Raw genomic sequence first — 22348 nt, forward strand, 5'->3', positions numbered from 1 at the left:
GGAGAATTCCGGGGAATATTGTCAGCTATTTATCCAGGCCGTAAGCGATCACATAATCACCACGATCGGGTGACTGACGCGCACCGCCGGCAGAGATCAGAATATACTGCTTACCTGTTTTCGGTGATATATAACTGATCGGGCCACCCTGGCTACCAACGGGTAGACGGGCTTTCCACACTTCTTTACCGGTCGAACTGTCAAAGGCTCTCAGGTAGTAATCCTGTGTCCCGGCAATAAACACCAGTCCGCCCTGCGTCGCTAGGGTTCCTCCCAGCGTTGGCATGCCGACAGGCATTTTCATACCCATTTTGATACCAAAGGGGCCAGTGTCCTGAACCGTTCCAACCGGCACCTGCCAGACGATTTTCTGCGTCTTCATATCGATTGCCGAGAGCGTACCAAAAGGCGGTGTCTGGCAGGGAATAGACAGTGGAGACATAAAACGGTTCTTATTCACAGAATAAGGCGCGCCCTTCATCGGTACAGCTCCCATTCCGGTATTCACCGCTTCCCCGCCGCTGTTCTGACCCGCCGACGGATTCGGATCCGCTTTCACGAGCTGCTGCCACAGACCAAGACGCATATCGTTGACAAAAATATAATGATTATTCGGATCTTCAGATAAACCGCCCCAGTTCATGCCTCCCAGCGATCCCGGAAAACTCAGGGAAACATCGGTGCCGGGTACAGTGTACAGACCGTCATAACGCATTGATTTGAAACTGATGCGACAGATGAGCTGGTCAAACGATGTTGCTCCCCACATATCTGACTCTTTCAACGTCTGAGCGCCAATCTGCGGCATGCCTACTGAACGGGGCTGAGTATCCGAGTACTGTTCATTAGGGATATCGCCGCGCTTCACCGGTACGTTGTCCACCTGTGTCAATGGCTGACCCGTACGACGATCCAGTACATAGATCTGTCCGGCCTTGGTGCCAAAGACGACTGCGGGTTTTTCACTGCCATCGGCGGCCGGAAAATTAATCAGACTGGGCTGCATGGGCACATCGAAATCCCACAAATCATTGTGGACGGTCTGATAGACCCATTTTTCTTCACCGGTAGTGGCATCCAGCGCCAGGACAGAAGCGCCATACTTGTGATCCAACTCGGTACGGTTAGCTCCCCAGATATCGACTGAAGAACTGCCCATTGGCAGAAAGACCGTGTTGGCGTCCGGATCATAAGACATGGACGCCCAGGAGTTAGGCGTGCTCCGCGTGTAGTGTTCGCCAGGTTGCAGAACGGCATTCGGATTAGGGTTGCCGGGATCGAAAGCCCAGCGCAGCGCGCCCGTGATCACGTCATAACCACGAATGACCCCACCAGGCATATCCGTGCTGACGTTATCCGCTACCCGTCCACCTACCACCACCGTAGTGCCGGCCAGCGTCGGCGCAGACGTCACCACATACTGGGGGTCCGGCGCGTCCCCCATTCCATCCAGCAGATTCACAACGCCCTTATTACCAAAATCTTGACAAAACTGACCGTCGTCGGCGTCCAGCGCAATCAGACGTCCATCAATCGTATTCATCAGAATGCGGCGCTGGCAGGCCGCATCGCTGGCAACGGATACCGCCGCGGGCGCATTGCTGCCCGGAACCGAAGGCTGTTTGACTGGCTGAGTGGCATCAAAATAAGCCAGGCCACGGCAGCGCATCCATACCGAGGATTGGGCATTAATCTCTGCTTTCCAGCGTTGTTCGCCGGAATCAGCGTCTACCGCAATGACATTATTGTGCGGAGTACACAGGAAAACCCGATCCCCAATCTGCAATGGCGTTTGCTGATCTTCCGCCCCATTACCGGTCGGGCTGAGCGGCGTATCGCCGGTACGGAATGTCCATACCGGTTTCAGTTCAGTCACGTTGTTGCGGTTGATTTGATCAAGAGCAACAAAGCGGCTGCCACCTGGAGTATTACCGTAGTTATCCCAGTTTTTTTGCTGCATCTCTTCTGCCACCGGAATCAGTGGTTTTTCCTGACCCGCAAACGGCACGGGCTCATGTGGTACGAACATGCCGGCAAACGCGGCAACAAATGCCAGAACAGACAGAGTACCCAGTGAATAGAAACCGGTGCTTAGCGGAGATTTTGTCTCATAACGACGCAGCGAAGGCAGCAGGAAGAAGGCGATGATCGCCAGCCCGCCAGGAAACATCAGGCGGGAAATCAATGGCCAGAAATTCAGCCCGGCATCCCATAACGCCCAAATCACCGTTCCTGCGGTAACGATCAGATAGAGCAGAGCACCTGAGGAACGGGTACGAAGCAGTAGATACCCACTGATCAGCATCAGAATGCCAGATATCAGGAAATACCAATCACCTCCCAGACTAACCAGTTTTCCACCCGCAATCACGAAAAAGAGAGCAGCCAGAATAAGGATGCTCCCCAGGGAAAAACTACAAACTTTTAGCCAAAGCGGCCTTTTTATTAATACTCCGTTCATGGTATTACAACACTAATGTAAATAATGGTAAGTTTATTTTAGACCAAAAAACGAAGACTGGATTGAATGGGCCTGGTGGACGTTGAGAGAGGGATAATTGGAGCGAGTGAAGGGAATCGAACCCTCGTATAGAGCTTGGGAAGCTCTCGTTCTACCATTGAACTACACTCGCAACGGGATAGCGCTTGGCATTATAGCGCTATCCCGTTGCCGGGCAAGCAAAAAACCCGGCAACGCTGTTTAGCTTTTGACCAGTTACACATTTGACGAGGCAAGTGCGGTTTCGGTGGCGGGAAAACAGGCGTTATATCATCAAACGCAAACGGCGCGGTTAAGCGCCGTTTGGTGACATCCTCTCCGCCAACGGGGAGTTATTACTTCTGCGGGCGCATCGCCGGGAACAGAATAACGTCGCGGATGGTGTGACTATTGGTAAACAGCATAATCATACGGTCAATGCCGATACCCAGACCTGCGGTTGGCGGCAAACCGTGTTCCAGCGCCGTCACGTAGTCCTCATCGTAGAACATCGCTTCGTCATCACCCGCATCTTTGGCGCTCACCTGCTGGGCGAAACGCTCAGCCTGATCTTCCGCATCATTCAGCTCGGAGAAGCCGTTGCCGATTTCACGTCCGCCGATGAAGAACTCGAAACGATCGGTAATTTCCGGGTTCAGATCATTACGGCGCGCCAGCGGCGACACTTCAGCCGGGTATTCGGTAATGAAGGTGGGCTGAATCAGATTGCTTTCCGCCGTTTCTTCAAAGATTTCAGTGACGATACGGCCCAGGCCCCAGCTTTTCTCGATCTTGATGCCCAAAGACTCGGCAATCGCCGTGGCTTTAGCCAGATCGTCCAGATCGGTAACGTTGGTTTCCGGGCGATATTTGCAGATCGCTTCGCGCATGGTCAGCTTTTCAAACGGCTTGCCGAAATCAAAAGTCTGATCGCCATATTCAACCGTCGTGGAACCCAGCACGTCCTGCGTCAACGTGCGGAACAGATTTTCCGTCAACACGATCAGATCTTTATAATCGGCATACGCCATATAAAGCTCCATCATGGTGAATTCCGGGTTATGGCGCGGGGAAACCCCTTCGTTACGGAAGTTGCGGTTGATTTCAAATACGCGTTCGAAACCGCCCACCACCAGACGTTTCAGATACAGTTCCGGCGCGATGCGCAGGTACATATCAATGTCCAGCGCATTATGGTGGGTCACAAACGGACGCGCCGCCGCGCCGCCGGGGATCACCTGCATCATCGGCGTTTCCACTTCCATAAATCCATTGTCGACCATGAAGCTACGGATAGCGGCCATCACTTTGGAACGGATACGGAAGGTATGACGGGATTCTTCGTTGGCGATCAGGTCCAGATAGCGCTGACGGTAGCGGGTTTCCTGATCGGCCAGGCCGTGGAATTTGTCCGGCAGCGGACGCAGGGCTTTGGTCAGCAAACGCAGTTCGGTACAGTGAACGGATAGTTCGCCCGTTTTAGTTTTGAACAGCTTGCCACGCGCGCCGAGGATATCGCCCAGATCCCATTTCTTGAACTGCTCGTTATATACGCCTTCCGCCAGATCGTCTCGGGAAACATACAGTTGAATACGACCACCGACGTCCTGCAACGTGACGAAAGACGCTTTCCCCATGATACGGCGGGTCATCATACGGCCGGCGACGGTTACTTCGATGTTCAGCGCTTCCAGCTCTTCGTTTTCTTTGTCGTCATAGGCGGTGTGCAGCAGATCGGACGTGCTGTCACGGCGGAAGTCATTCGGGAACGCAATGCCGTTTTCACGCAGCGCCGCCAGCTTCTCACGGCGCGCCTTCAGTTCGTTATTAAGATCCTGCGCCTGATCGGCACCCTGTGATTGTGAGTCAGCCATGTAAATTCCTTATAACCCCGCTTTTAAACTTGCTTCAATAAATTTATCCAGATCGCCATCCAGCACGGCCTGGGTGTTGCGTGTTTCCACCCCGGTACGTAAATCCTTGATGCGTGAATCATCCAGGACATAGGAACGAATCTGGCTTCCCCAGCCGATATCCGACTTGTTATCTTCCATCGCCTGTTTCTCAGCATTTTTCTTTTGCATCTCAAACTCATACAGCTTGGCTTTCAACTGCTTCATCGCCTGATCTTTGTTCTTATGCTGGGAACGGTCGTTCTGACACTGTGTGACGATATTGGTCGGAATGTGGGTGATACGCACCGCGGATTCCGTCCGGTTAACGTGCTGTCCGCCCGCACCAGAAGCGCGGTAAACGTCAATACGCAAATCGGCAGGATTGATTTCGATATCAATATCGTCGTCCACTTCAGGATAAACGAACGCGGAACTGAACGAAGTATGACGGCGACCGCCGGAATCGAACGGACTTTTACGCACCAGACGATGTACGCCGGTTTCGGTACGCAGCCAGCCAAACGCGTAGTCACCCATGATTTTGATGGTAGCGGATTTCGTTCCGGCAACTTCACCATCGGATTCTTCAATAATTTCGGTTTTAAATCCTTTGGCTTCCGCCCAGCGCAGGTACATACGCACCAGCATGCTGGCCCAGTCCTGAGCTTCGGTGCCGCCAGAACCCGCCTGAATATCCAGATAGCAATCCGCGCTGTCATACTCACCAGAGAACATACGGCGGAATTCGAGCTGGCCTAATTTGTTTTCCAACACGTCCAGCTCTGCGCTGGTTTCGTTGAAGGTATCTTCATCGTCTTCTTCTACCGCCAGTTCCAGCAAACCAGTGACGTCTTCCAGCCCCTGAGTCAGTTGGTCGATGGTATCAACGATGGCTTCCAGCGAGGAACGTTCTTTGCCCAGCGTCTGCGCCCGCTCTGGATCGTTCCAGACATCGGGCTGTTCCAGTTCGGCGTTTACTTCTTCGAGGCGTTCTTTCCTGGAATCGTAGTCAAAGATACCCCCTAAGAACGGCGGTACGTTCAGACAGATCCTGAATGCGGTTTTTTACCGGATTAATTTCAAACATGATTTTATGATCTTACGTTAAGTCGTAGATGATGGAATATATGTAAACCGCTTATTCTAGCGGATTCAGCGCGTGGTTTATAGGCTTTCATCCGTCAAGTTACCGCGGCCATAAATGCTGGATAAGCAGTTGGACCGAACGTTTACCACGAAACTCATTCACGTCCAGTTTGTACGCCAGTTCAGCTTCGCGCACGCTGCTGTCAGGCCATAGCAGCGTATCGACATTAAACGCGATGCCATCCAGCAGCGGGCCGCCGTCTACCGGTTCCACCATCACTTTCAGGTGACGTTCACCGACCAACTTTTGCTGTAGGATACGGAAACGGCCGTCAAACGTCGGCTCCGGGAACGACTGTCCCCATGGTCCCGCATTACGCAACATCTCCGCCGTGGATAAACATAGCTCCGGCAGCGCCAGTTCGCCGTCTGACCAAATCACGCCTTCCAGTTGGGAAGCATCCAGCCATTCGCCGACCAGTTCGCCAAAGCGCTGGCGGAAGGGTTCAAACTGATCTTCCATCAGCGATAATCCCGCCGCCATGGCGTGACCGCCGAATTTCAGCATCATTCCCGGATACAGCGTATCCAGACGCTCCAGCGCATCACGCAGATGCAGACCGGCGATGGAACGCCCCGATCCTTTCAACATGCCCTCACCCGCAGGCGCAAAGGCAATGACCGGACGGTGAAACCGTTCTTTAATACGTGACGCCAGAATACCGACCACACCCTGATGCCATTCCGGATGGTACATCGCCACGCCGTAAGGCAGTTCGTCACGGCTGTGCTCCAGCGTTTCGCACAGGCGCAGCGCCTCCACCTGCATACCCTGCTCAATCTCACGCCGGGTCTGATTCAACGCATCCAGATCGCTGGCCAGCATACGCGCCTGAGCGATATCATCGCTGAGCAGCAGCGCCACGCCGATCGACATATCATCCAGTCGTCCGGCAGCGTTTAACCGCGGACCGAGCGCAAAACCGAGATCGCTGGCAACCAGTTGACCGGCTTCGCGGTTCGCCACTTCCAGCAGCGCCCGGACCCCCGGACGACATTTTCCGGCCCGAATGCGGCCCAGCCCCTGCGCCACCAGAATACGGTTATTGGCATCCAGCGGCACCACATCCGCCACCGTCCCCAGCGCCACCAGATCCAACAGTTCGGCCAGATTCGGCTCCGCCAGCGTTTTCGCGGCAAACCAGCCGGTTTCACGCAGGCGCGCCCGCAAGGCCATCATCAGATAGAAGGCGACCCCCACGCCCGCCAGCGATTTCGACGGAAACGCGCAGTCGTGCAGGTTTGGGTTGATCATGGCGTCGGCCGCGGGCAACGTTTCGCCCGGCAAATGATGGTCAGTCACCAGCACCGCGATGCCGCGTCGGTGCGCATCATCCACGCCGGCGTGAGAAGAAATGCCGTTATCCACCGTGACGATAACCTCAGCCCCCAGCGACGACGCCTGCGCGACGACTTCCGGACTCAGCCCGTAGCCATCCTCAAAGCGATTCGGCACCAGATACTTAACGTTAACGCCGCCCATGCTACGCAGCGCCAATACCGTCAGCACGGTGCTGGTGGCGCCATCGGCATCAAAATCCCCGACGATCACGATACAGCGCTGATCGGCCAGCGCCCGTTGCAGAAAATCGACGGCCTTCTCGATACCGCTCAGCAGACGATAATCCAGCAGGCCGCGCAAACCACGCTCCAGTTCCTGCGCGTCTTTAATGCCGCGCTGAGCATACAAGCGACGCAACAAAGGCGGCACCGTTGTCGGTAAATCAATATCCTCCGCCAGCGGACGCCGGCGGAGTTGAGTTATCAGTTCCACGTTACATCAACCACCTGTTTTCAGCGACGCCTTGTGTGCATCCAGCATCGCCAACATCTCTTTCGGCCCCTGATAACCAGGCACCACCATGCCATCTTCCAATACAATGGCCGGCGTTCCCTGTACGCCAAACTGCACGCCAAGCTGGTAGTGAGCAGCGATATTGGTTTTGCAGGTCGCGGGAGAAATCTCTTCGCCTTTCAGCGCGGCATCAAACGCGCTGTTTCGATTCGCCATACACCAGATAGATTGCATGTCCTTTTCCGCCTGAGAGTTCAGCCCCTGACGCGGGAAAGCCAGATAACGCACGGTAATGCCCAGCGCGTTGTAATCTTTCATTTGCTCATGCAGTTTATGGCAATAGCCGCAGGTGATATCGGTAAACACGGTAATGACATGTTTTTCCTGCGCCGCTTTATAAACGATCATCTGATCCTGCAACGATTCCATTTTCCCTTTCAGGATCTGGTTCGTGACGTTGACCGGCGTTTTGCCGCTGACGTCATACAGCGGTCCCTGAATAAGGTGTTTACCGTCTTCACTGACATAGAACACGCCGCTGTCCGTCAACACCGTTTTCATTCCCGCGACCGGTGCCGGCTGGATTTCCGCCGCCTGCATCCCCAGACGAGTCAGCGTCTGTTTGATGGCCGAATCATCAGCGTGCGCAAAACCAGCCGCTGTTGCCGCCAGCAGAGAAAGCAGTAATAACCCTTTTTTCATTTCATCAAATCCCGTTCCGGTTTATCTGCCAATACGTCGTATTGATCCAGAAGTGACGAGCGATCCGCGCCGCCATATCAATATTTCATCACGCCCGAGGATGGTGCTGCTGGTGCAGCTGTTTCAGGCGCTCTGTCGCAACATGGGTATAAATCTGGGTGGTGGAAAGATCGCTGTGCCCCAGCAACATCTGCACCACCCGTAAATCCGCACCATGGTTCAATAAATGGGTAGCAAACGCATGCCGTAGCACATGCGGTGACAGCTTTTCACTGTCAATGGACGCCAGCATCGCATAGTGTTTGATGCGATGCCAGAACGTCTGACGCGTCATCTGCTGCGCACGATTGCTGGGGAAGAGCACATCCAGCGTTTGTCCATTGAGCAGCCATGGCCGACCATATTCCAGATATTGCTCAATCCAGTGCACCGCTTCTTCACCCAGCGGCACCAGCCGTTCTTTATTGCCTTTGCCGATCACCCGCACCACGCCCTGACGCAAACTGACATCGCTGATTGTCAGCCCTACCAGTTCAGAAACGCGCAAGCCCGTGGCATACAATACTTCAAGCATCGCTTTATCGCGTAATTCCAGCGGCAGATCAACGCTTGGCGCATTCAGTAAGGCATCGACCTGTGCTTCGCTCAGGTCTTTCGGTAAACGCTGCGGTAATTTAGGCGATGACAATACGGCGCTCGGATCATCGCTACGGATTTTTTCCCGGTAAAGATACTGAAACAATCGACGCATCGCGCTCAGCAAGCGGGCAGAGCTGGTCGCTTTATAGCCCCCTTCCACGCGCTCGGCCAGAAACGATTGCAGGTCAATAGCCTGCGCACGCAGCAAATCATTATCATGATGTTCCAGCCAGTCAGCCAAAGCACGTAAATCCAACCGATAAGAAGCCAGCGTATTTTCTGCCAGATTTCGCTCCAGCCATAACGCATCAAGAAATTGCTCGATGAATGCCTGATCCTGTGCTTGCATCACGGTGTCCTCCCGACTCATCTGTACCTAAATAGATTCCAATACACAGGAACCCAGGCGACCCCACGCCCCCACAGCCGCCGGGACAACCCAGCGACCGAAATTGATAAGGTCAACACACCTGCGAATGGTAAGGATGAAAGGGTATTATGCCTGAGCCACTCATCAGACGCGCATTATTCTGCGCGATCTCACATATTCCGCAATCATCAACATCGCCATAACATTCTCCGGCAAAAATGAAACCTTAGCACATTATATTTTCCGTATTGCCTATATGTCGGAACAGGCATCTCAACGCCCCTTCCCGGCACGGATTATCCCTACTCAATCGGCGTTGAAAAGCCTGTTTTTCTGTGCATAGAATGGTTGTTCGTGTTGTTAAAATAAAGAAACATTATGCAAGCCACCATCGCTCCAACTATCGACGCAGAGGTTGATGCCCCACCGGTAAATTCGCGCAGTAAGGTTATTATCGCCTCGCTGGTGGGCACCGCCATTGAATTCTTCGATTTCTATATCTACGCCACCGCCGCCGTGCTGGTATTTCCACATATTTTCTTCCCGCAGGGTGACCCAACCGCCGCCACGCTACAATCATTGGCAACCTTTGCCATTGCTTTTATCGCCCGTCCAATTGGCTCAGCGCTATTTGGTCATTTTGGCGATCGCGTCGGACGTAAAGTCACGTTGGTGGCCTCACTGTTGACGATGGGGATTTCAACGGTCCTGATCGGTCTGTTACCCAGCTACGAAACCATCGGTATTCTTGCGCCGATCCTGCTGGCACTGGCGCGTTTCGGTCAAGGCCTGGGGTTGGGCGGCGAATGGGGCGGCGCGGCGCTACTGGCGACCGAAAACGCGCCGGCCCGCAAACGCGCGCTGTACGGTTCGTTCCCGCAGCTTGGCGCCCCCATCGGCTTCTTCTTTGCAAACGGTACGTTCCTGCTGCTGTCCTGGCTGCTGACTGATGAACAGTTTATGTCATGGGGCTGGCGCGTGCCGTTTGTGGCTTCCGCCGTGCTGGTATTGATTGGTCTGTATGTTCGTATTTCTCTGCATGAAGCGCCGGTATTCACCAAAGCCGTCAAAGCCGGTAAACAGGTTCGCATTCCGATGGGCACATTGCTCAGCAAACACCTGAAAGCCACGATCCTCGGCACATTCATCATGCTGGCTACCTATACGCTGTTCTACATTATGACCGTTTATTCCATGACATACGGCACCAAACCGATTCCAGACGGCCTCGGCTTCTCACGGAACAGCTTCCTGTGGATGCTGATGGTGGCGGTTATCGGTTTTGGCCTGACGATCCCGATAGCGGGTTATCTGGCAGATGCATTTGGACGCCGTAAAACCATGATCGTCGTGACCTGCATCATGCTGCTGTTTTCCATGCTGTTCCCGTATCTGCTCGGTTCCGGCAATCAGGCGCTGGTCATGGGGTTCCTGGTACTCGGTCTGAGCCTGATGGGGCTGACGTTCGGTCCAATGGGCGCGCTGCTGCCTGAGCTGTTCCCGACGGAAGTCCGTTATACCGGCGCCTCGTTCTCTTATAATATGTCATCCATTCTGGGCGCGTCCGTCGCACCTTATATTGCCGCCTGGCTGACGGCCAACTACGGCCTGTTCTACGTGGGCGTTTATCTGGCCGCCATGGCGTCGCTGACGCTGATTGCGTTGCTGGCAACCAAAGAGACACGCCATCAGTCATTAGGCTAAATATCGGTTGTCGCGGTCTGGACGAGAAAAACGAGTCAAGACCGCATCACACAGAAAGCAAAAGGACCGCCAAGGCGGTCCTTTTATATCTCTTCTATATATCTTCGCGATCAACGGGCTTATTGGTCAACCGGGATCACCGCGCCTTTATATTTTTCCCGGATGAAGTCCTGAATTTCCTTAGAGTGCAGCACCTTCACCAGCGCAACAATTTCCGGCTTGGTTTCATCCCCTTTATGTACGGTAATGATATTGGCATACGGGTTATTCTCACCGCTTTCCACCGCAATCGGATCCTGAGTTGGGTTCAGACCGGCATCGATAGCATAGTTGGCGTTAATTACCACCGCGTCCCCTTCATCGTTGTTATACATCTGCGGCAACAGCGCGCCTTCGACGTTAGCAAGGAATTTCAGCTTTTTCGGGTTTTCCACCACATCGGAAATCCTGGCATCGACCTTGCTGACGCCCGGCTTCAGCTTGATGACGCCTTCACGCTCAAAAATCGACAGAATACGGCCTTCTTCCGCGACGGCGTCACGCATGATGATGCGGCCGTTTTCCGGCAGATCTTTCAGGCTCTTATGCTTTTTAGAATAGATACCAATCGGCTCAATATGAATCGCCCCTGCGCTGACAAAGTCATAGCTTTTATCGTTGGCGTGATCTTTCAGCACCGATTCAAGATAAGGCACATGCTGGAAGTAGTTGGCATCAATATCGCGGCTTGCCAGTGCGGTATTGGGCAGGATGTAATCCTGGAAACGTTTGATCTCCAGATCGATGCCTTCCTGTTTCAGGATCGGTTTTGCCTGTTCAAGAATTTCCGCGTGCGGAACGTTGGATGCCCCCACCACCAGCTTAGTTTCGGCGGCAGCGCCAAAAGAAGCTAACGCGGTTAACGAGGCAAACGCCATCATCATAATTTGTTTTTTCATCATCATTATTCCTGTTATTAACGTTTATCGAGTGTTGTGGTGATAACATCGCCGATGAACTGGATGACAAACACGATCAGCAGAATCGTCAATGTCGCGACCAGGGTCACATCGCCGTGGTTACGTTGAAAACCTTCCAGATAAGCCAGATTCCCCAGCCCGCCGGCGCCAATAACGCCCGCCATCGCGGTATAGCTGACCAGCGCAATCAGCGTAACCGTGATACCGGAAACCAGTGCGGGAGAGGATTCCGCCAACAGCACGCGGAAGATAAGCGTGTGCGTTTTCGCGCCCATTGAACGCGCCGCCTCAATCACGCCTTTATCCACTTCGCGCAGTCCGATCTCGACCAGACGGGCATAGAAAGGGGCGGCGCCGACAATCAGCGCCGGCAGCGCCGCATTCGCCCCCAGAATCGTTCCGACCAGCGCTTTGGTGAAGGGAATAAGCAGGACGATCAAAATAATAAACGGAATAGATCGGAACACGTTCACCAGCGCGGAAATCACTATGTATACCGGCCGGTTCTGTAATAACTGACCTTTAGACGTCAGAAACAGGATAACGCCCAGAATAATGCCCAGAATCAGCGTCGCCAGTCCGGCCACGCCGGTCATATACAGCGTTTCCCATGTAGCGTCCAACAGCTGATCGATTTTCAGGTGGGGGAATAGGGACTCAAGCATGTTTAATCACCTCGACCGTAATATCGCGTTCTTTCAGAAAATCCAGCACGCGAGCGGTTTGTTGGTCGTCGCCCTCAATGTGAATATACAGTTCGCCAAACGAACCGCTCAGCGTGTGGCTGATTTGACCATGCAGGATATTGATCGTCAGGTTATAGGTCTGAATCACTTCGGAAACGATCGCCTGATGCGTTTGTTGCCCGACAAACGTCAGTTTGAGCACGGCGCCCGACAGATGCTCGGTCAGCAGCGGGTTAAAGCTTTCTTCGGTTGCCTGATATTGGCCCACCTGTTTGACGAACTGGCGCGTAATGGGCAGCTGCGGCCGGATAAAGACATCAAGCACCGGCCCTTCCTCCACGATACGGCCGTTTTCCATCACCGCCACCCGGTGGCAGATTTTGCGTACCACGTGCATTTCATGCGTGATCAGCACGATAGTGAGATTCAGCTTGCGGTTGATATCCAGCAACAGTTCAAGAATGGCGTCCGTGGTTTGCGGATCCAGCGCCGATGTCGCTTCATCACACAGCAGAACGCTGGGATTGTTGGCCAATGCGCGGGCAATGCCGACACGCTGCTTCTGACCACCGCTTAACTGCGAGGGATACGCGTCTTCCCGGCCCTGTAACCCGACCAGGGAGATCAATTCGACGACACGCTGCCTGATCTGCGCCCTGGGCGCCCCGGCAATCTGCAAAGCGAATGCGATATTCTGGCTGACGGTTCGCGACCACAGCAGGTTAAAGTGCTGAAATATCATGCTGATTTTCAGCCGTGCGCGGCGCAGCTCATCGCTGCTGGCGCGGGCGATATCAAATCCGTTGACCACAATGCTCCCACTGGTCGGGGTTTCCAGTCCGTTCAGCAAGCGGATCAGCGTACTTTTCCCCGCCCCGCTGTAGCCGATAATGCCGTAAATCTGTCCCTGTTCCACCGTGAGATTCACGTCGTCCACCGCCACTATACGGCCGTGAGCACTGTCAAAAGTTTTGCCAACGTTCGAAAGAACGATCATAACGAAACGAATCCTTATTCTTATATCGCGCCTTCTGACCGGTAGCCTCTCCCGGCCAGGGATGATATCAGAGGCGGTCAGATGGCTATTTCATGAAAATAGTGTCTATCCTATCGGGAGTTGATATGGGCAGGAAGAATGTAAAATACATTACTTATTCATATTTAATATATAGGGCAAAGCGTGTGAAATATGACGAAAATCTGGCTATAGTGGTGCGCTGCCGACGTCATTCGTTTGTGGCTTTGACGACGCTTATTCGTTCAAGGCTATCACCTCCGGTGTGATAATGGCTTCAGGCGCCCTCATTCACATTGCTCTCAAAAGAATTCTTTATTGCCTATGAAAATTGGTCTGTTTTACGGCTCAAGCACCTGCTATACCGAAATGGCGGCGGAGAAGATCCGCGACATTTTAGGGGAAGATCTGGTGGATCTGCACAACGTCAAGGAGGTTGATCCACAGCGAATGGAAGATTACGGCATACTGATCCTCGGCATCCCGACCTGGGACTTCGGCGAAATCCAGGAAGACTGGGAGAATATCTGGGAGCAGCTCTCAACGCTAAATCTCAACGGCAAGATCGTGGCGCTTTATGGCATGGGCGACCAGCTGGGTTACGGCGAATGGTTCCTGGATGCGCTGGGCATGCTGCACGACCGGCTTTTACCACTGGGGGTGAAATTCATCGGCTACTGGCCGACGGCAGGCTACGAATTTACCAGCCCCAAACCGCTGACCGCCGATGGCGAACAGTTTGTCGGGCTGGCATTGGATGAGGTCAATCAATACGACCTGAGCGACGAACGAATTGAACAGTGGTGTGAGCAAATTCTACAGGAAATGGCGGTGTTGCTGTAATACCGCGAGCTAACCCGCGCACCGATCCGGGAGACTGACAATCTGCCCGGAACCGATTTGAACGCGGCTTGCAATGGCCCCACCGGGGGCGAGGCCACGGATGGGCCGGAAAGCCAACGCACGTTACCGCTTCTGCAACCATCTGGCGCGGGCGACGCCGTCAAAAAAGCTCCATGCAATAAAGCGGCTCTGTTTCTGCCCCTGCGCCATATTGATGGTTCTGACCTTTTCTGCCCCAACCTCTTCCAGCACACGATAAAGCTCAGGCAGGTTTTCCTTACGTGATACCAACGAAGTAAACCACAGACACTGCCGGGCAAAGCCGGCGCTTTCCCTAATCATCTGGCTGATAAAAGCGGTCTCGCCCCCTTCACACCAAAGCTCGTCCTGCTGGCCACCGAAGTTGAGCGGAGAATGTTTGTCCAGTCCCAAATTATGCAGCTTACGCTGTGATCCCTGACGCGCTTGCGCCGCGGAATCATGAAAAGGCGGATTACAAAGCACGGCATCAAAGGTTTCGTTCTTATGGATGATACCGTTCAGAATGGCCTTGCTGTTTCTCTGACGACGCAGGCGAATCGCACGACTCAGGCCGGGATTGGCCTCGATCGTGACATTGGCCGCCTGCATCGCCTGAGAATTGATTTCACTGCCGGTAAAGCGCCAGCCATATTCGCGGTGGCCAATCAGCGGATAAACGCAGTTGGCGCCACAGCCCACGTCCAGCACCGAGGCATCACGCGGTACAACGGCGCCATTATCTTCCGCCAACAGATCGGCAAGGTGGTGAATATAGTCAGCCCGGCCGGGAACCGGCGGGCAGAGAAAACCATCCGGGATGGTCCAGTGTTCGATCTGATAGAAATGGTGCAGCAGCGCCTGATTCAATACCTTCACCGCGACAGGATCCGCAAAATCCACCGACTCATCGCCATAGGGATTCACTTTCACAAATGGGATCAGCGCCGGATGGATTTGTTTTAACGCGGTAAAATCATAACGACCGCGATGGCGGTTACGCGGGTGCAGCACATTCTTTTGTGCCGCATGCTTATCAGAGGGGGTGGTCATCAGTGTATATCCAATAGATTTCAAGGTGTGGTCAGATAGCAACCAAAACGGCGCACCGGAACCTGAACATCAGGTAACCGGGACAAGTGAGGGAAGCCAATACCGTGGTAGTTCGAAAAAGCGCTTATCTTACCCAGCTTTTATGCTGTAACAACAATTGGCGTAAATGGCGCCATTCATCATTCCCCATGCTGTCCGATGCCAGCCACAATCGCTGCTGACCTTTCCCATTGGACGATCTCAGAGAGAGCAAAATGCCGTTCTTCAGCACCCAGGGGCGTTTAACAATCTGCCATTCCTGCTGCTGCCAGCGCAGATTCGTCTCGCTGTGCAGTAAAATTTCCCCTTGCCGGGATTTGATATTTCGCTGACTGCGGATAAAACCGAACACGACCAAGGTAACCAGCCCCAGCCACAGTACAGCATAACCGTCCGGCCAGGGAGCCAGCAGTATCAGCAACACCAATAACCCATGCACAATCAGTGAAAAAAGCTGCATGCGCCAGGAAACGCGAATATCACATTGCCACTGGGCCACGATCTTTATTTCGCGTCTGGATAAGGGAAACCATGCGTTTCAACGCCTGATCTTGCGGTTCGCCGTGGTTCATCAGCCAGTTAAACAGGTCGGGATCGTCGCATTGCAGCAGACGCACAAACGCTCGTTTGTCATCATCATTCAATGCATCATACTCATGCTCAAAGAAAGGCATAATAGAAATGTCCAGTTCACGCATGCCTCGGCGACATGCCCAGTGAATCCGTGACTTATTATCGATTTCCATGCTTTATATCCACCTTGTTAATCAATGCTTGCCACTAGTGTAACCCGATTTCAACAGCGGGTATTAAACTAATAGTAACACTTTGACATATTTTACCGCTGCATTGCGGCGCTATCACACCGGGACTGCGAGGACGCCCGCACAATAACCGCTTGCAAACCTTCGCCGCTATTTTACCATTAGGCCATTCGCATACCGCATCAACGCAGCAGGATGGTAATATGGCTAATCAATTTCCTTTTACATCACAGCGTCCGTTTGCTTCGGCCCAGCTCCCCGCAACGCTCATCTCTCTGGATGACTGGGCGCTGGTGACGCTAACCGGCCCGGATACCATCAAATACCTGCAAGGTCAGGTGACAGCCGATGTTGCCGCCCTGCCCGCCGACCAACATATCCTTTGCGCGCACTGTGACGCCAAAGGAAAAATGTGGAGCAACTTACGTCTTTTCCAACGCGACGACGGATTCGCATTTATTGAACGTCGTAACTTACGTGACACCCAGCTCAGCGAACTGAAAAAATACGCTGTTTTCTCTAAAACTACGATAGCAGCAGATGACAATGTTATTTTGCTGGGCGCCGCCGGCGCTAAAATTCGTGAGCGGCTGTCTTCCGTTTTCAGCCCCCTGCCAGACGCCGAACATCCGGTCGTGCAACATGAGGGGGCTACGCTGCTGCACTTCTCCCTTCCGGCAGAACGTTTCCTGCTGGTGCTGACTCCCGAACAATACGCTACGCTGAGCCAGCAACTTGAAGGAAAAACCGAGCTAAACGATAGCCGCCAATGGCTGGCTTTGGATATCGAAGCCGGTCTGCCGATCATTGACAGCGCAAACAGCGCGCAGTTCATCCCGCAAGCAGCTAATTTACAGGCATTAAATGGCATTAGTTTCAGCAAAGGGTGTTATGCCGGACAGGAAATGGTGGCACGGGCCAAATACCGCGGCGCCAACAAACGCGCGCTCTATTGGCTGGCGGGTCAGGCCAACCGCGTTCCAGAAGCAGGGGAAGATTTGGAACTGCAATTAGGAGAAAACTGGCGACGCACCGGTACTGTGCTAACAGCATGCCGTTTACAGGATGAGAGCGTGTGGGTTCAGGTGGTCATGAATAACGATCTGGACGCCGACAGCCTGTTGCGCGTGCGGGAAGAAGCCGACGGTCGGTTGAAGATTCAACCGCTGCCTTATGAAATAACGGACTGAGCGCGACACGCGCTTTCAGCCGCGCGCCCCACGGAAGGGGCGGGCGCCACACGGAAGGGGCAGGCGCCACACGGAAGGGGCGGGCGCCACACCGAAATACGTCATACGTAAAGATAAATCGCCAGAAAGTGGCACACGCTGCCGCCGAGCACAAAACCATGCCAGATAGCGTGATTGTAAGGAATACGATTACTCGCGTAGAAGATCACCCCCAGCGTGTAAACTGCACCGCCCACCGCCAGCAAGGTCACGCCAATTGCCGAAAGCGTCATGGCGAGCTGATAAATCACCACCAGCGACAGCCACCCCATCACCAGATAGGTGATCAGCGAGAGCACTTCAAAACGATGGGCAAAGGCCAGTTTAAAGATCACGCCTAGCAGCGCCATACTCCAAATCACCACCATCAGACCATCCGCCAACGGCGAATCAAGCCCGACCAGCAGAAACGGCGTATAGGTTCCGGCAATCAGCACATAGATTGCACAGTGGTCGAATTTCTTCAGCCAGGGTTTGATCCGCGGTGACGGAATGGCGTGATACAGCGTCGAAGCGAGGAACAAGAGAATAATGCTTCCACCGTAGAGACTGTAACTGGTGATAGCAATGCCATTCGCGCCATTATTGATCGCTTGAACCAACAACAGCACCAGCCCGACAATACCGAGAACCAGGCCAATTCCGTGGCTTACGCTATTCGCGATCTCCTCTGCCAGCGAATACCCTGGCGTCTGTACGTTCTTTGACATGTTTACCCTAATCAGCAGCGGCTTATGCACTCCAGATATTTAACCGGTACCTATTGCAAGCACCGGTGTCTAACCTTTGAGCAGATTAACTGAGAATAGTTTCAGTGTACATGTGTAAGCTAAAATAATTACCTAATATGACATTTCAATTTTCGCTGCAATCATTCATGTAAATCTTCGGTTACATCCCCTACAATTACCGGCTTTGATACCCTCCATCTTTCCCGTTGCAGGTTCATTACCTGCCCTGCATCTCGAAACCGACTGGGTATATGTACGTCCGTTTTTGAAGGGCGCCGCCGTCCCTACCGGTTACTCACGCTAGCGGTTATCCGGTGCCGACGCTCCCTGCTCTTCCTCCGGTTTTAACTGCAAAAGGTGGTTTTCATGTCGTCTGCTTCACCCATTCTGAATTTCGGTTCTTTGACCGATGTCGTCGGCTTTTTGATAGAAATCGATAAATTAAAGAGCGTGCAGCGCCGCTCAAAAATCATTGGCAGCGATCGCCATGAAGATTCTGCCGAACACAGTTGGCATTTTGCGGTAGCGGCAATGGCGCTGGCGCCTTACGCGGGCAAAGAGGTGGATATTCAGCGCGTAATTCAGATGGCGCTGATCCACGATATCGTCGAGATCGATGCCGGTGACGTGCTGGTTTACGATCTTTCCGCACGCCTTGCCATTCACGATCGGGAAGTGGCTGCCGCTGCACGGATTTTCGGTCTGCTGCCGGAACCGCAACGCCAGCAGTTCCACGATCTCTGGCTGGAATATGAAGCGGGCGAAACCGCCAGCGCCCAATTCGCACTAATGCTCGATCGCATCATGCCGGTGCTGATGAATTTACATAACGGCGGCCAAAGCTGGGTGGAGAACGGCATCCGTCTCGAACAGGTATTAGGCCGCGCCGATTTTATCGCCAATATCAATCCAGAACTGTGGCAATACCTGAAACAGCATCTGGAAGAGGCGAAAGCCAAAGGGTGGCTGCTCTAACCCCCCGCCAACCCTCTCCTGCCCAGAGAGGCCGGGCGGGGTGCTCAATGGCAGAGCCAAAGCGCCTGAATGTATCGGCAGTCCGACTGTTCCTACTTCGGCAAACCAAGCGCCGTCTGCTCCACATATGGCTTCATAATGGTATCGGCTTCCTGCTGGGCGGCGGCGGCCGCCTGATCCACGCTCAACGCCGGATCATTCAATAATGCGGCAAGCTGGTTTTCCATCGCCTTGCGCACCGCGACCGTTTCATAGGTGGCGTACCACGGATGCGCGTACTGCAACTGAGACAGCGCGATCGCCGCTCGCGGATCTTTAGCCAGATAATCTTTCATTTCCGGCAGGTCATACGCCGCGATGCGCGGAGCGAAGTAACCGGTAAACCGGCTCCAGCTGCCGCTGACTTCCGGGCTCACCAGATAGCTCATGAACTGCCAGGCTGCTTTCTTCTGATCTTCAGAAATCCCTTTGAAACTCACCAGACTGGCTCCGCCGATGGTCACGCCGCGTCGTTCTTTTTCCGGCATCATCGCCACGCCCAGTTGGAAATCTTTCGTGTTTTCACGCATGAAGCCCAGCGCGCCCGTACTCAGCATGGCCATTCCCAACTTACCCGAGAAAAAAGCCGCGCTGATTTGTTTGGAGTTCAGCACGCCGCCCGGCATCACTTTGTCGCGGTGAACCAGATTACGCCAAAACTGTAGCGCCCCTTTGGTTGAGGCCGTGTTGTAATACACTTCGCCGGGATAGTCAGCGTTGTAATAAGCACCGCCGTTCGCGCGCGTCAGGGCCGATAATACCCAACCGCCGTAGTCATCATTGGTAGACGGGAGCATGATGCCCCATTGTCCTTTCGCCGGATCGGTCAGTTTTTTCGCCACCTCGACCACTTCATCCCAGTTTTTCGGCGCTTCGTTAAAGCCAGCCTGCTTCAACATATCCTGATTGTAATAAAGAATCGGCGTCGAATTATGAAACGGAATGGCATAGGTCACGCCCATTACCTGCGCATTTTGATGCAGCGCCGGCCAGAAGTTTTTGGTCAGGAACGGGGTGGCTTTTTCGTTGCCGTATTTGAACAGCTCATCCATCGGCAGAATTTCATCCTTGATGACCAGATCGGCTGTAAAATTTGCGGACATAATCACCAGCGCAGGGGGATCGCCCGCTTTGGCCGCCGCCTCGGCTTTTACTTTGGTGGTGTCATAACCGCCGGTAAAAATGCCGCGGACCTCAACCTGATCCTGCGACTGATTGTATTCTTTGATGATGCGCGTCATTTCCATTGTCAGCTTGCCGTCAACCGGAGCCGGGAACATGAAGTCGATACTCTGCTTTGCCAGCGCCGGGCCGGACATCAGCAAGGCCATCGCCAGTGCAATAATACGGGGCTTATGCATTTATTTTCTCCTGGGATAAATTGCGGGCGGTCCGCCCGGAAAACCAATGACAATCCTGCGGTGAAAAATGGAGAACAAGGGGCGTTCCTACGTCCGGAACACCATCGCGATTTGGCCGACGGTAGCGCATCCCTCCCAACGGGGTCTCCACATGAATCAGGTACTCGGCCCCAAACAATTCCCGCTGCGTTACCGTACCCGGCAACTGCAATCCAACGCCTGATACGGCCTGCCCGGTAATATGTTCAGGGCGGATCCCTAACTGCACCTTCGTCATCGCGCGGGTTTCCTCGGTGACGGGTAGTTTGATGGATTGCTCCAGCAAAAAAGCATGCCCGTCGATACAGGGCAGCGTGAGCATATTCATCGCCGGTGTGCCGATAAACCCCGCGACAAATACATTGGCCGGATGAGAATAAAGCTGTTCAGGCGTTCCAACCTGTTGCAGCACGCCGCGATCCAGCACGGCGATCCGGTCTGCCATGGTCATGGCTTCAATCTGGTCGTGCGTGACGTACACCGTGGTGGTTTTCAACTGCTGATGCAGCGCCATGATGCCGTCCCGCACTTCGCTGCGCAGTCTGGCATCCAGATTCGATAGCGGCTCATCCATCAGGAATAGCCGGGGATCGCGGACAATCGCCCTTGCCATGGCCACCCGCTGACGTTGACCGCCGGAGAGTTTTCCCGGTTTGCGCTTAAGTAACGGTTCCAGTTGCAACAAGCTGGCGACCCGCTGTACACGCTGCGGATAGTCCGCTTTCGGCTCGCCGCGCATCCGCATACCGAAAGTGATGTTCTGTTCCACCGTCAGATGGGGAAATAGCGCATAATTCTGAAAAATCATCGAAAAATTACGCTGTTTCGGACTCCAGGCGGTGATGTCTTCTGCGCCCAGCAGGATTTGTCCGGCACTCACGGTTTCCAGACCGGCCAGCATGCGCAGCAGCGTGCTTTTACCACAGCCGGACGGACCAACCAGTACCAGAAATTCTCCGTCGGCAATGTCTAACGATAGCGAGGCCAGCGCCTGCGTTTGTTCAAACTGTTTGCTGATATTGCGTAACTGAATCACGGCCATGACTCATCCACCGGGCAACTGATACGTGAGTCATAGAGATACGGACCGGGAAACGACGCGAGCGACTGGCTGTAACTCACCAGACCGGTGATCGGGACATAGCGGTGCATCACCACGGCGCCGGGCTCCAGATTGTAGTAAGGCGTATCATCATGATGAAAATAAGGCACCTGATGCACGGTTCCGGGCACCGTAGCAATGATGGCCTGACGATACTGAGTCATGATTAACCGGTGGGTATGACCGCAGAATACCCGCGTCAGCTGAGGGAAGCGTTCGATCAATGTCAGCAATTCATGACCATTTTCACAGGCGATAGGATCCATCTGTGCAGAACCCAGTGGGATCGGCGGGTGGTGCATAAAAATTGCCGTTTCACGCTCCTGATGATCGATCAATTGCTTTTCCAGCCAGCCCAGCGTTGCGGGCGTCAACCAGCCCCTGGACTGCCCTGTCAGGCTGGAATCGATAAACAGCAGGCGCAGGGGAAAATCAGTTACCGCATAACGGATATTATCCGGATCGTCGCCCAATAGCGGGCAAAGCGGGCGCATGGCATTCAGAAAATGGCGTTTATCGTCGTGATTACCCGGGATCACATACAAAGGGTAATCCAGCATCTGCAACACGCGCTGCGCCACCTGATACTCCTGCGGACGGCCACAGTTGACGATATCACCGCTTATAACGATCGCATCCGGGCGCTCACGCAGCGTATTCAACTGATTTATCACTTCGGCGTTGGCCCCATTAACATCAATAAATTCATAGAGCTTGCGGCCTTCACTACGAAAATGCAGATCGGAAATCTGTGCCAGTAACATA

At 53.7% G+C, this 22348-nt stretch carries 20 protein-coding genes and 1 tRNA gene; 4 read left to right on the forward strand and 17 right to left on the reverse strand.

The window, feature by feature from the left end:
- Positions 1-25 precede the first annotated feature (25 nt).
- From B4923_RS12050 to xerD, 7 genes are all read right to left on the reverse strand, one after another.
- Complete coding sequence (locus B4923_RS12050) at positions 26-2461, reverse strand: glucose/quinate/shikimate family membrane-bound PQQ-dependent dehydrogenase (RefSeq protein ID WP_109054608.1); 2436 nt, start codon at positions 2459-2461, stop codon at positions 26-28.
- A 98-nt stretch (positions 2462-2559) separates the two neighbouring features.
- Positions 2560-2633: transfer RNA gene (locus tag B4923_RS12055), tRNA-Gly, on the reverse strand.
- Positions 2634-2835: 202 nt separating this feature from the next.
- Complete coding sequence (gene lysS, locus B4923_RS12060) at positions 2836-4353, reverse strand: lysine--tRNA ligase (RefSeq protein ID WP_109054609.1); 1518 nt, start codon at positions 4351-4353, stop codon at positions 2836-2838.
- Between the two features lie 9 nt (positions 4354-4362).
- A protein-coding gene (gene prfB / locus B4923_RS12065) for a peptide chain release factor 2 (protein ID WP_109054610.1) occupies positions 4363-5461 on the reverse strand; the annotation gives its coding sequence in 2 pieces (ribosomal slippage) (positions 4363-5385 and positions 5387-5461; 1098 coding nt in all).
- 99 nt (positions 5462-5560) lie between these two features.
- Positions 5561-7294 (reverse strand): single-stranded-DNA-specific exonuclease RecJ, encoded by a 1734-nt coding sequence (recJ, locus tag B4923_RS12070; RefSeq protein WP_109054611.1) that lies wholly within the window; start codon positions 7292-7294, stop codon positions 5561-5563.
- A gap of 6 nt (positions 7295-7300) precedes the next feature.
- The gene (dsbC, locus tag B4923_RS12075) at positions 7301-8017 is read right to left on the reverse strand and encodes a bifunctional protein-disulfide isomerase/oxidoreductase DsbC (RefSeq protein ID WP_109054612.1); all 717 of its coding nucleotides are present in this window, start codon (positions 8015-8017) and stop codon (positions 7301-7303) included.
- Positions 8018-8105: 88 nt separating this feature from the next.
- Positions 8106-9005 carry a site-specific tyrosine recombinase XerD gene (gene xerD / locus B4923_RS12080; protein ID WP_109054613.1) on the reverse strand — a complete coding sequence of 300 codons (900 nt, stop codon included), beginning with the start codon at positions 9003-9005 and terminating at the stop codon, positions 8106-8108.
- A gap of 399 nt (positions 9006-9404) precedes the next feature.
- Here xerD and B4923_RS12085 point away from each other — a divergent pair, with 399 nt between their 5' ends.
- Positions 9405-10730, forward strand: coding sequence for an MFS transporter (locus B4923_RS12085; protein ID WP_109054614.1), 1326 nt, complete (start codon positions 9405-9407; stop codon positions 10728-10730).
- 119 nt (positions 10731-10849) lie between these two features.
- On the opposite strand, the gene B4923_RS12090 is transcribed toward B4923_RS12085, so the two are convergent.
- The 3 genes from B4923_RS12090 to B4923_RS12100 are packed head-to-tail and all read right to left on the reverse strand — an operon-like array spanning position 10850 to position 13372.
- On the reverse strand, positions 10850-11671 hold the full coding sequence (locus B4923_RS12090) for a MetQ/NlpA family ABC transporter substrate-binding protein (protein ID WP_425428621.1): 822 nt from the start codon (positions 11669-11671) through the stop codon (positions 10850-10852).
- Between the two features lie 14 nt (positions 11672-11685).
- Positions 11686-12354 (reverse strand): methionine ABC transporter permease, encoded by a 669-nt coding sequence (locus B4923_RS12095; RefSeq protein WP_109054615.1) that lies wholly within the window; start codon positions 12352-12354, stop codon positions 11686-11688.
- The gene (locus B4923_RS12100; protein WP_109054616.1) at positions 12347-13372 is read right to left on the reverse strand and encodes a methionine ABC transporter ATP-binding protein; all 1026 of its coding nucleotides are present in this window, start codon (positions 13370-13372) and stop codon (positions 12347-12349) included. The genes B4923_RS12095 and B4923_RS12100 overlap by 8 nt, the downstream gene beginning before the upstream one ends.
- Before the next feature lie 342 nt (positions 13373-13714).
- On the opposite strand from B4923_RS12100, the gene fldB reads away from it, so the two are divergent.
- Positions 13715-14233 carry a flavodoxin FldB gene (gene fldB, locus B4923_RS12105; RefSeq protein WP_109054617.1) on the forward strand — a complete coding sequence of 173 codons (519 nt, stop codon included), beginning with the start codon at positions 13715-13717 and terminating at the stop codon, positions 14231-14233.
- Positions 14234-14356: 123 nt separating this feature from the next.
- Here the strand turns inward: fldB and rlmF are convergent, their stop codons facing one another.
- From rlmF to sdhE, 3 genes are all read right to left on the reverse strand, one after another.
- Positions 14357-15304, reverse strand: coding sequence for a 23S rRNA (adenine(1618)-N(6))-methyltransferase RlmF (rlmF, locus tag B4923_RS12110; RefSeq protein WP_109054618.1), 948 nt, complete (start codon positions 15302-15304; stop codon positions 14357-14359).
- A gap of 124 nt (positions 15305-15428) precedes the next feature.
- A complete protein-coding gene (locus tag B4923_RS12115) occupies positions 15429-15842 on the reverse strand; it encodes a protein YgfX (protein ID WP_109054619.1) in 414 nt (137 codons plus the stop codon).
- Complete coding sequence (gene sdhE, locus B4923_RS12120; RefSeq protein WP_109054620.1) at positions 15823-16089, reverse strand: FAD assembly factor SdhE; 267 nt, start codon at positions 16087-16089, stop codon at positions 15823-15825. Before sdhE ends, B4923_RS12115 begins: the two co-directional genes overlap by 20 nt.
- Positions 16090-16310: 221 nt before the next feature.
- On the opposite strand from sdhE, the gene ygfZ reads away from it, so the two are divergent.
- Positions 16311-17297, forward strand: coding sequence for a tRNA-modifying protein YgfZ (gene ygfZ, locus B4923_RS12125; RefSeq protein ID WP_109054621.1), 987 nt, complete (start codon positions 16311-16313; stop codon positions 17295-17297).
- 101 nt (positions 17298-17398) lie between these two features.
- On the opposite strand, the gene trhA is transcribed toward ygfZ, so the two are convergent.
- On the reverse strand, positions 17399-18046 hold the full coding sequence (gene trhA, locus B4923_RS12130; protein ID WP_109054622.1) for a PAQR family membrane homeostasis protein TrhA: 648 nt from the start codon (positions 18044-18046) through the stop codon (positions 17399-17401).
- A gap of 387 nt (positions 18047-18433) precedes the next feature.
- Between trhA and B4923_RS12135 the strand changes: the two genes are divergently transcribed.
- Entirely contained in the window at positions 18434-19042 is a 609-nt protein-coding gene (locus B4923_RS12135; protein WP_109054623.1) for an HD domain-containing protein, read from the forward strand.
- A gap of 92 nt (positions 19043-19134) precedes the next feature.
- On the opposite strand, the gene B4923_RS12140 is transcribed toward B4923_RS12135, so the two are convergent.
- From B4923_RS12140 to B4923_RS12150, 3 genes are read right to left on the reverse strand one after another with little or no spacing between them, the layout of a single operon-like run.
- Positions 19135-20442 carry an ABC transporter substrate-binding protein gene (locus B4923_RS12140; protein WP_109054624.1) on the reverse strand — a complete coding sequence of 436 codons (1308 nt, stop codon included), beginning with the start codon at positions 20440-20442 and terminating at the stop codon, positions 19135-19137.
- Positions 20435-21523 (reverse strand): ABC transporter ATP-binding protein, encoded by a 1089-nt coding sequence (locus B4923_RS12145; protein ID WP_109054625.1) that lies wholly within the window; start codon positions 21521-21523, stop codon positions 20435-20437. The genes B4923_RS12140 and B4923_RS12145 overlap by 8 nt, the downstream gene beginning before the upstream one ends.
- Positions 21514-22347, reverse strand: a complete 834-nt coding sequence (locus B4923_RS12150; protein WP_109054626.1) for a phosphodiesterase — start codon at positions 22345-22347, stop codon at positions 21514-21516. The genes B4923_RS12145 and B4923_RS12150 overlap by 10 nt, the downstream gene beginning before the upstream one ends.
- Position 22348: the final 1 nt, after the last annotated feature.

Origin of the sequence: Brenneria roseae subsp. americana, from assembly GCF_003115815.1 — a bacterium.
Classification (GTDB): domain Bacteria; phylum Pseudomonadota; class Gammaproteobacteria; order Enterobacterales; family Enterobacteriaceae; genus Brenneria; species Brenneria roseae.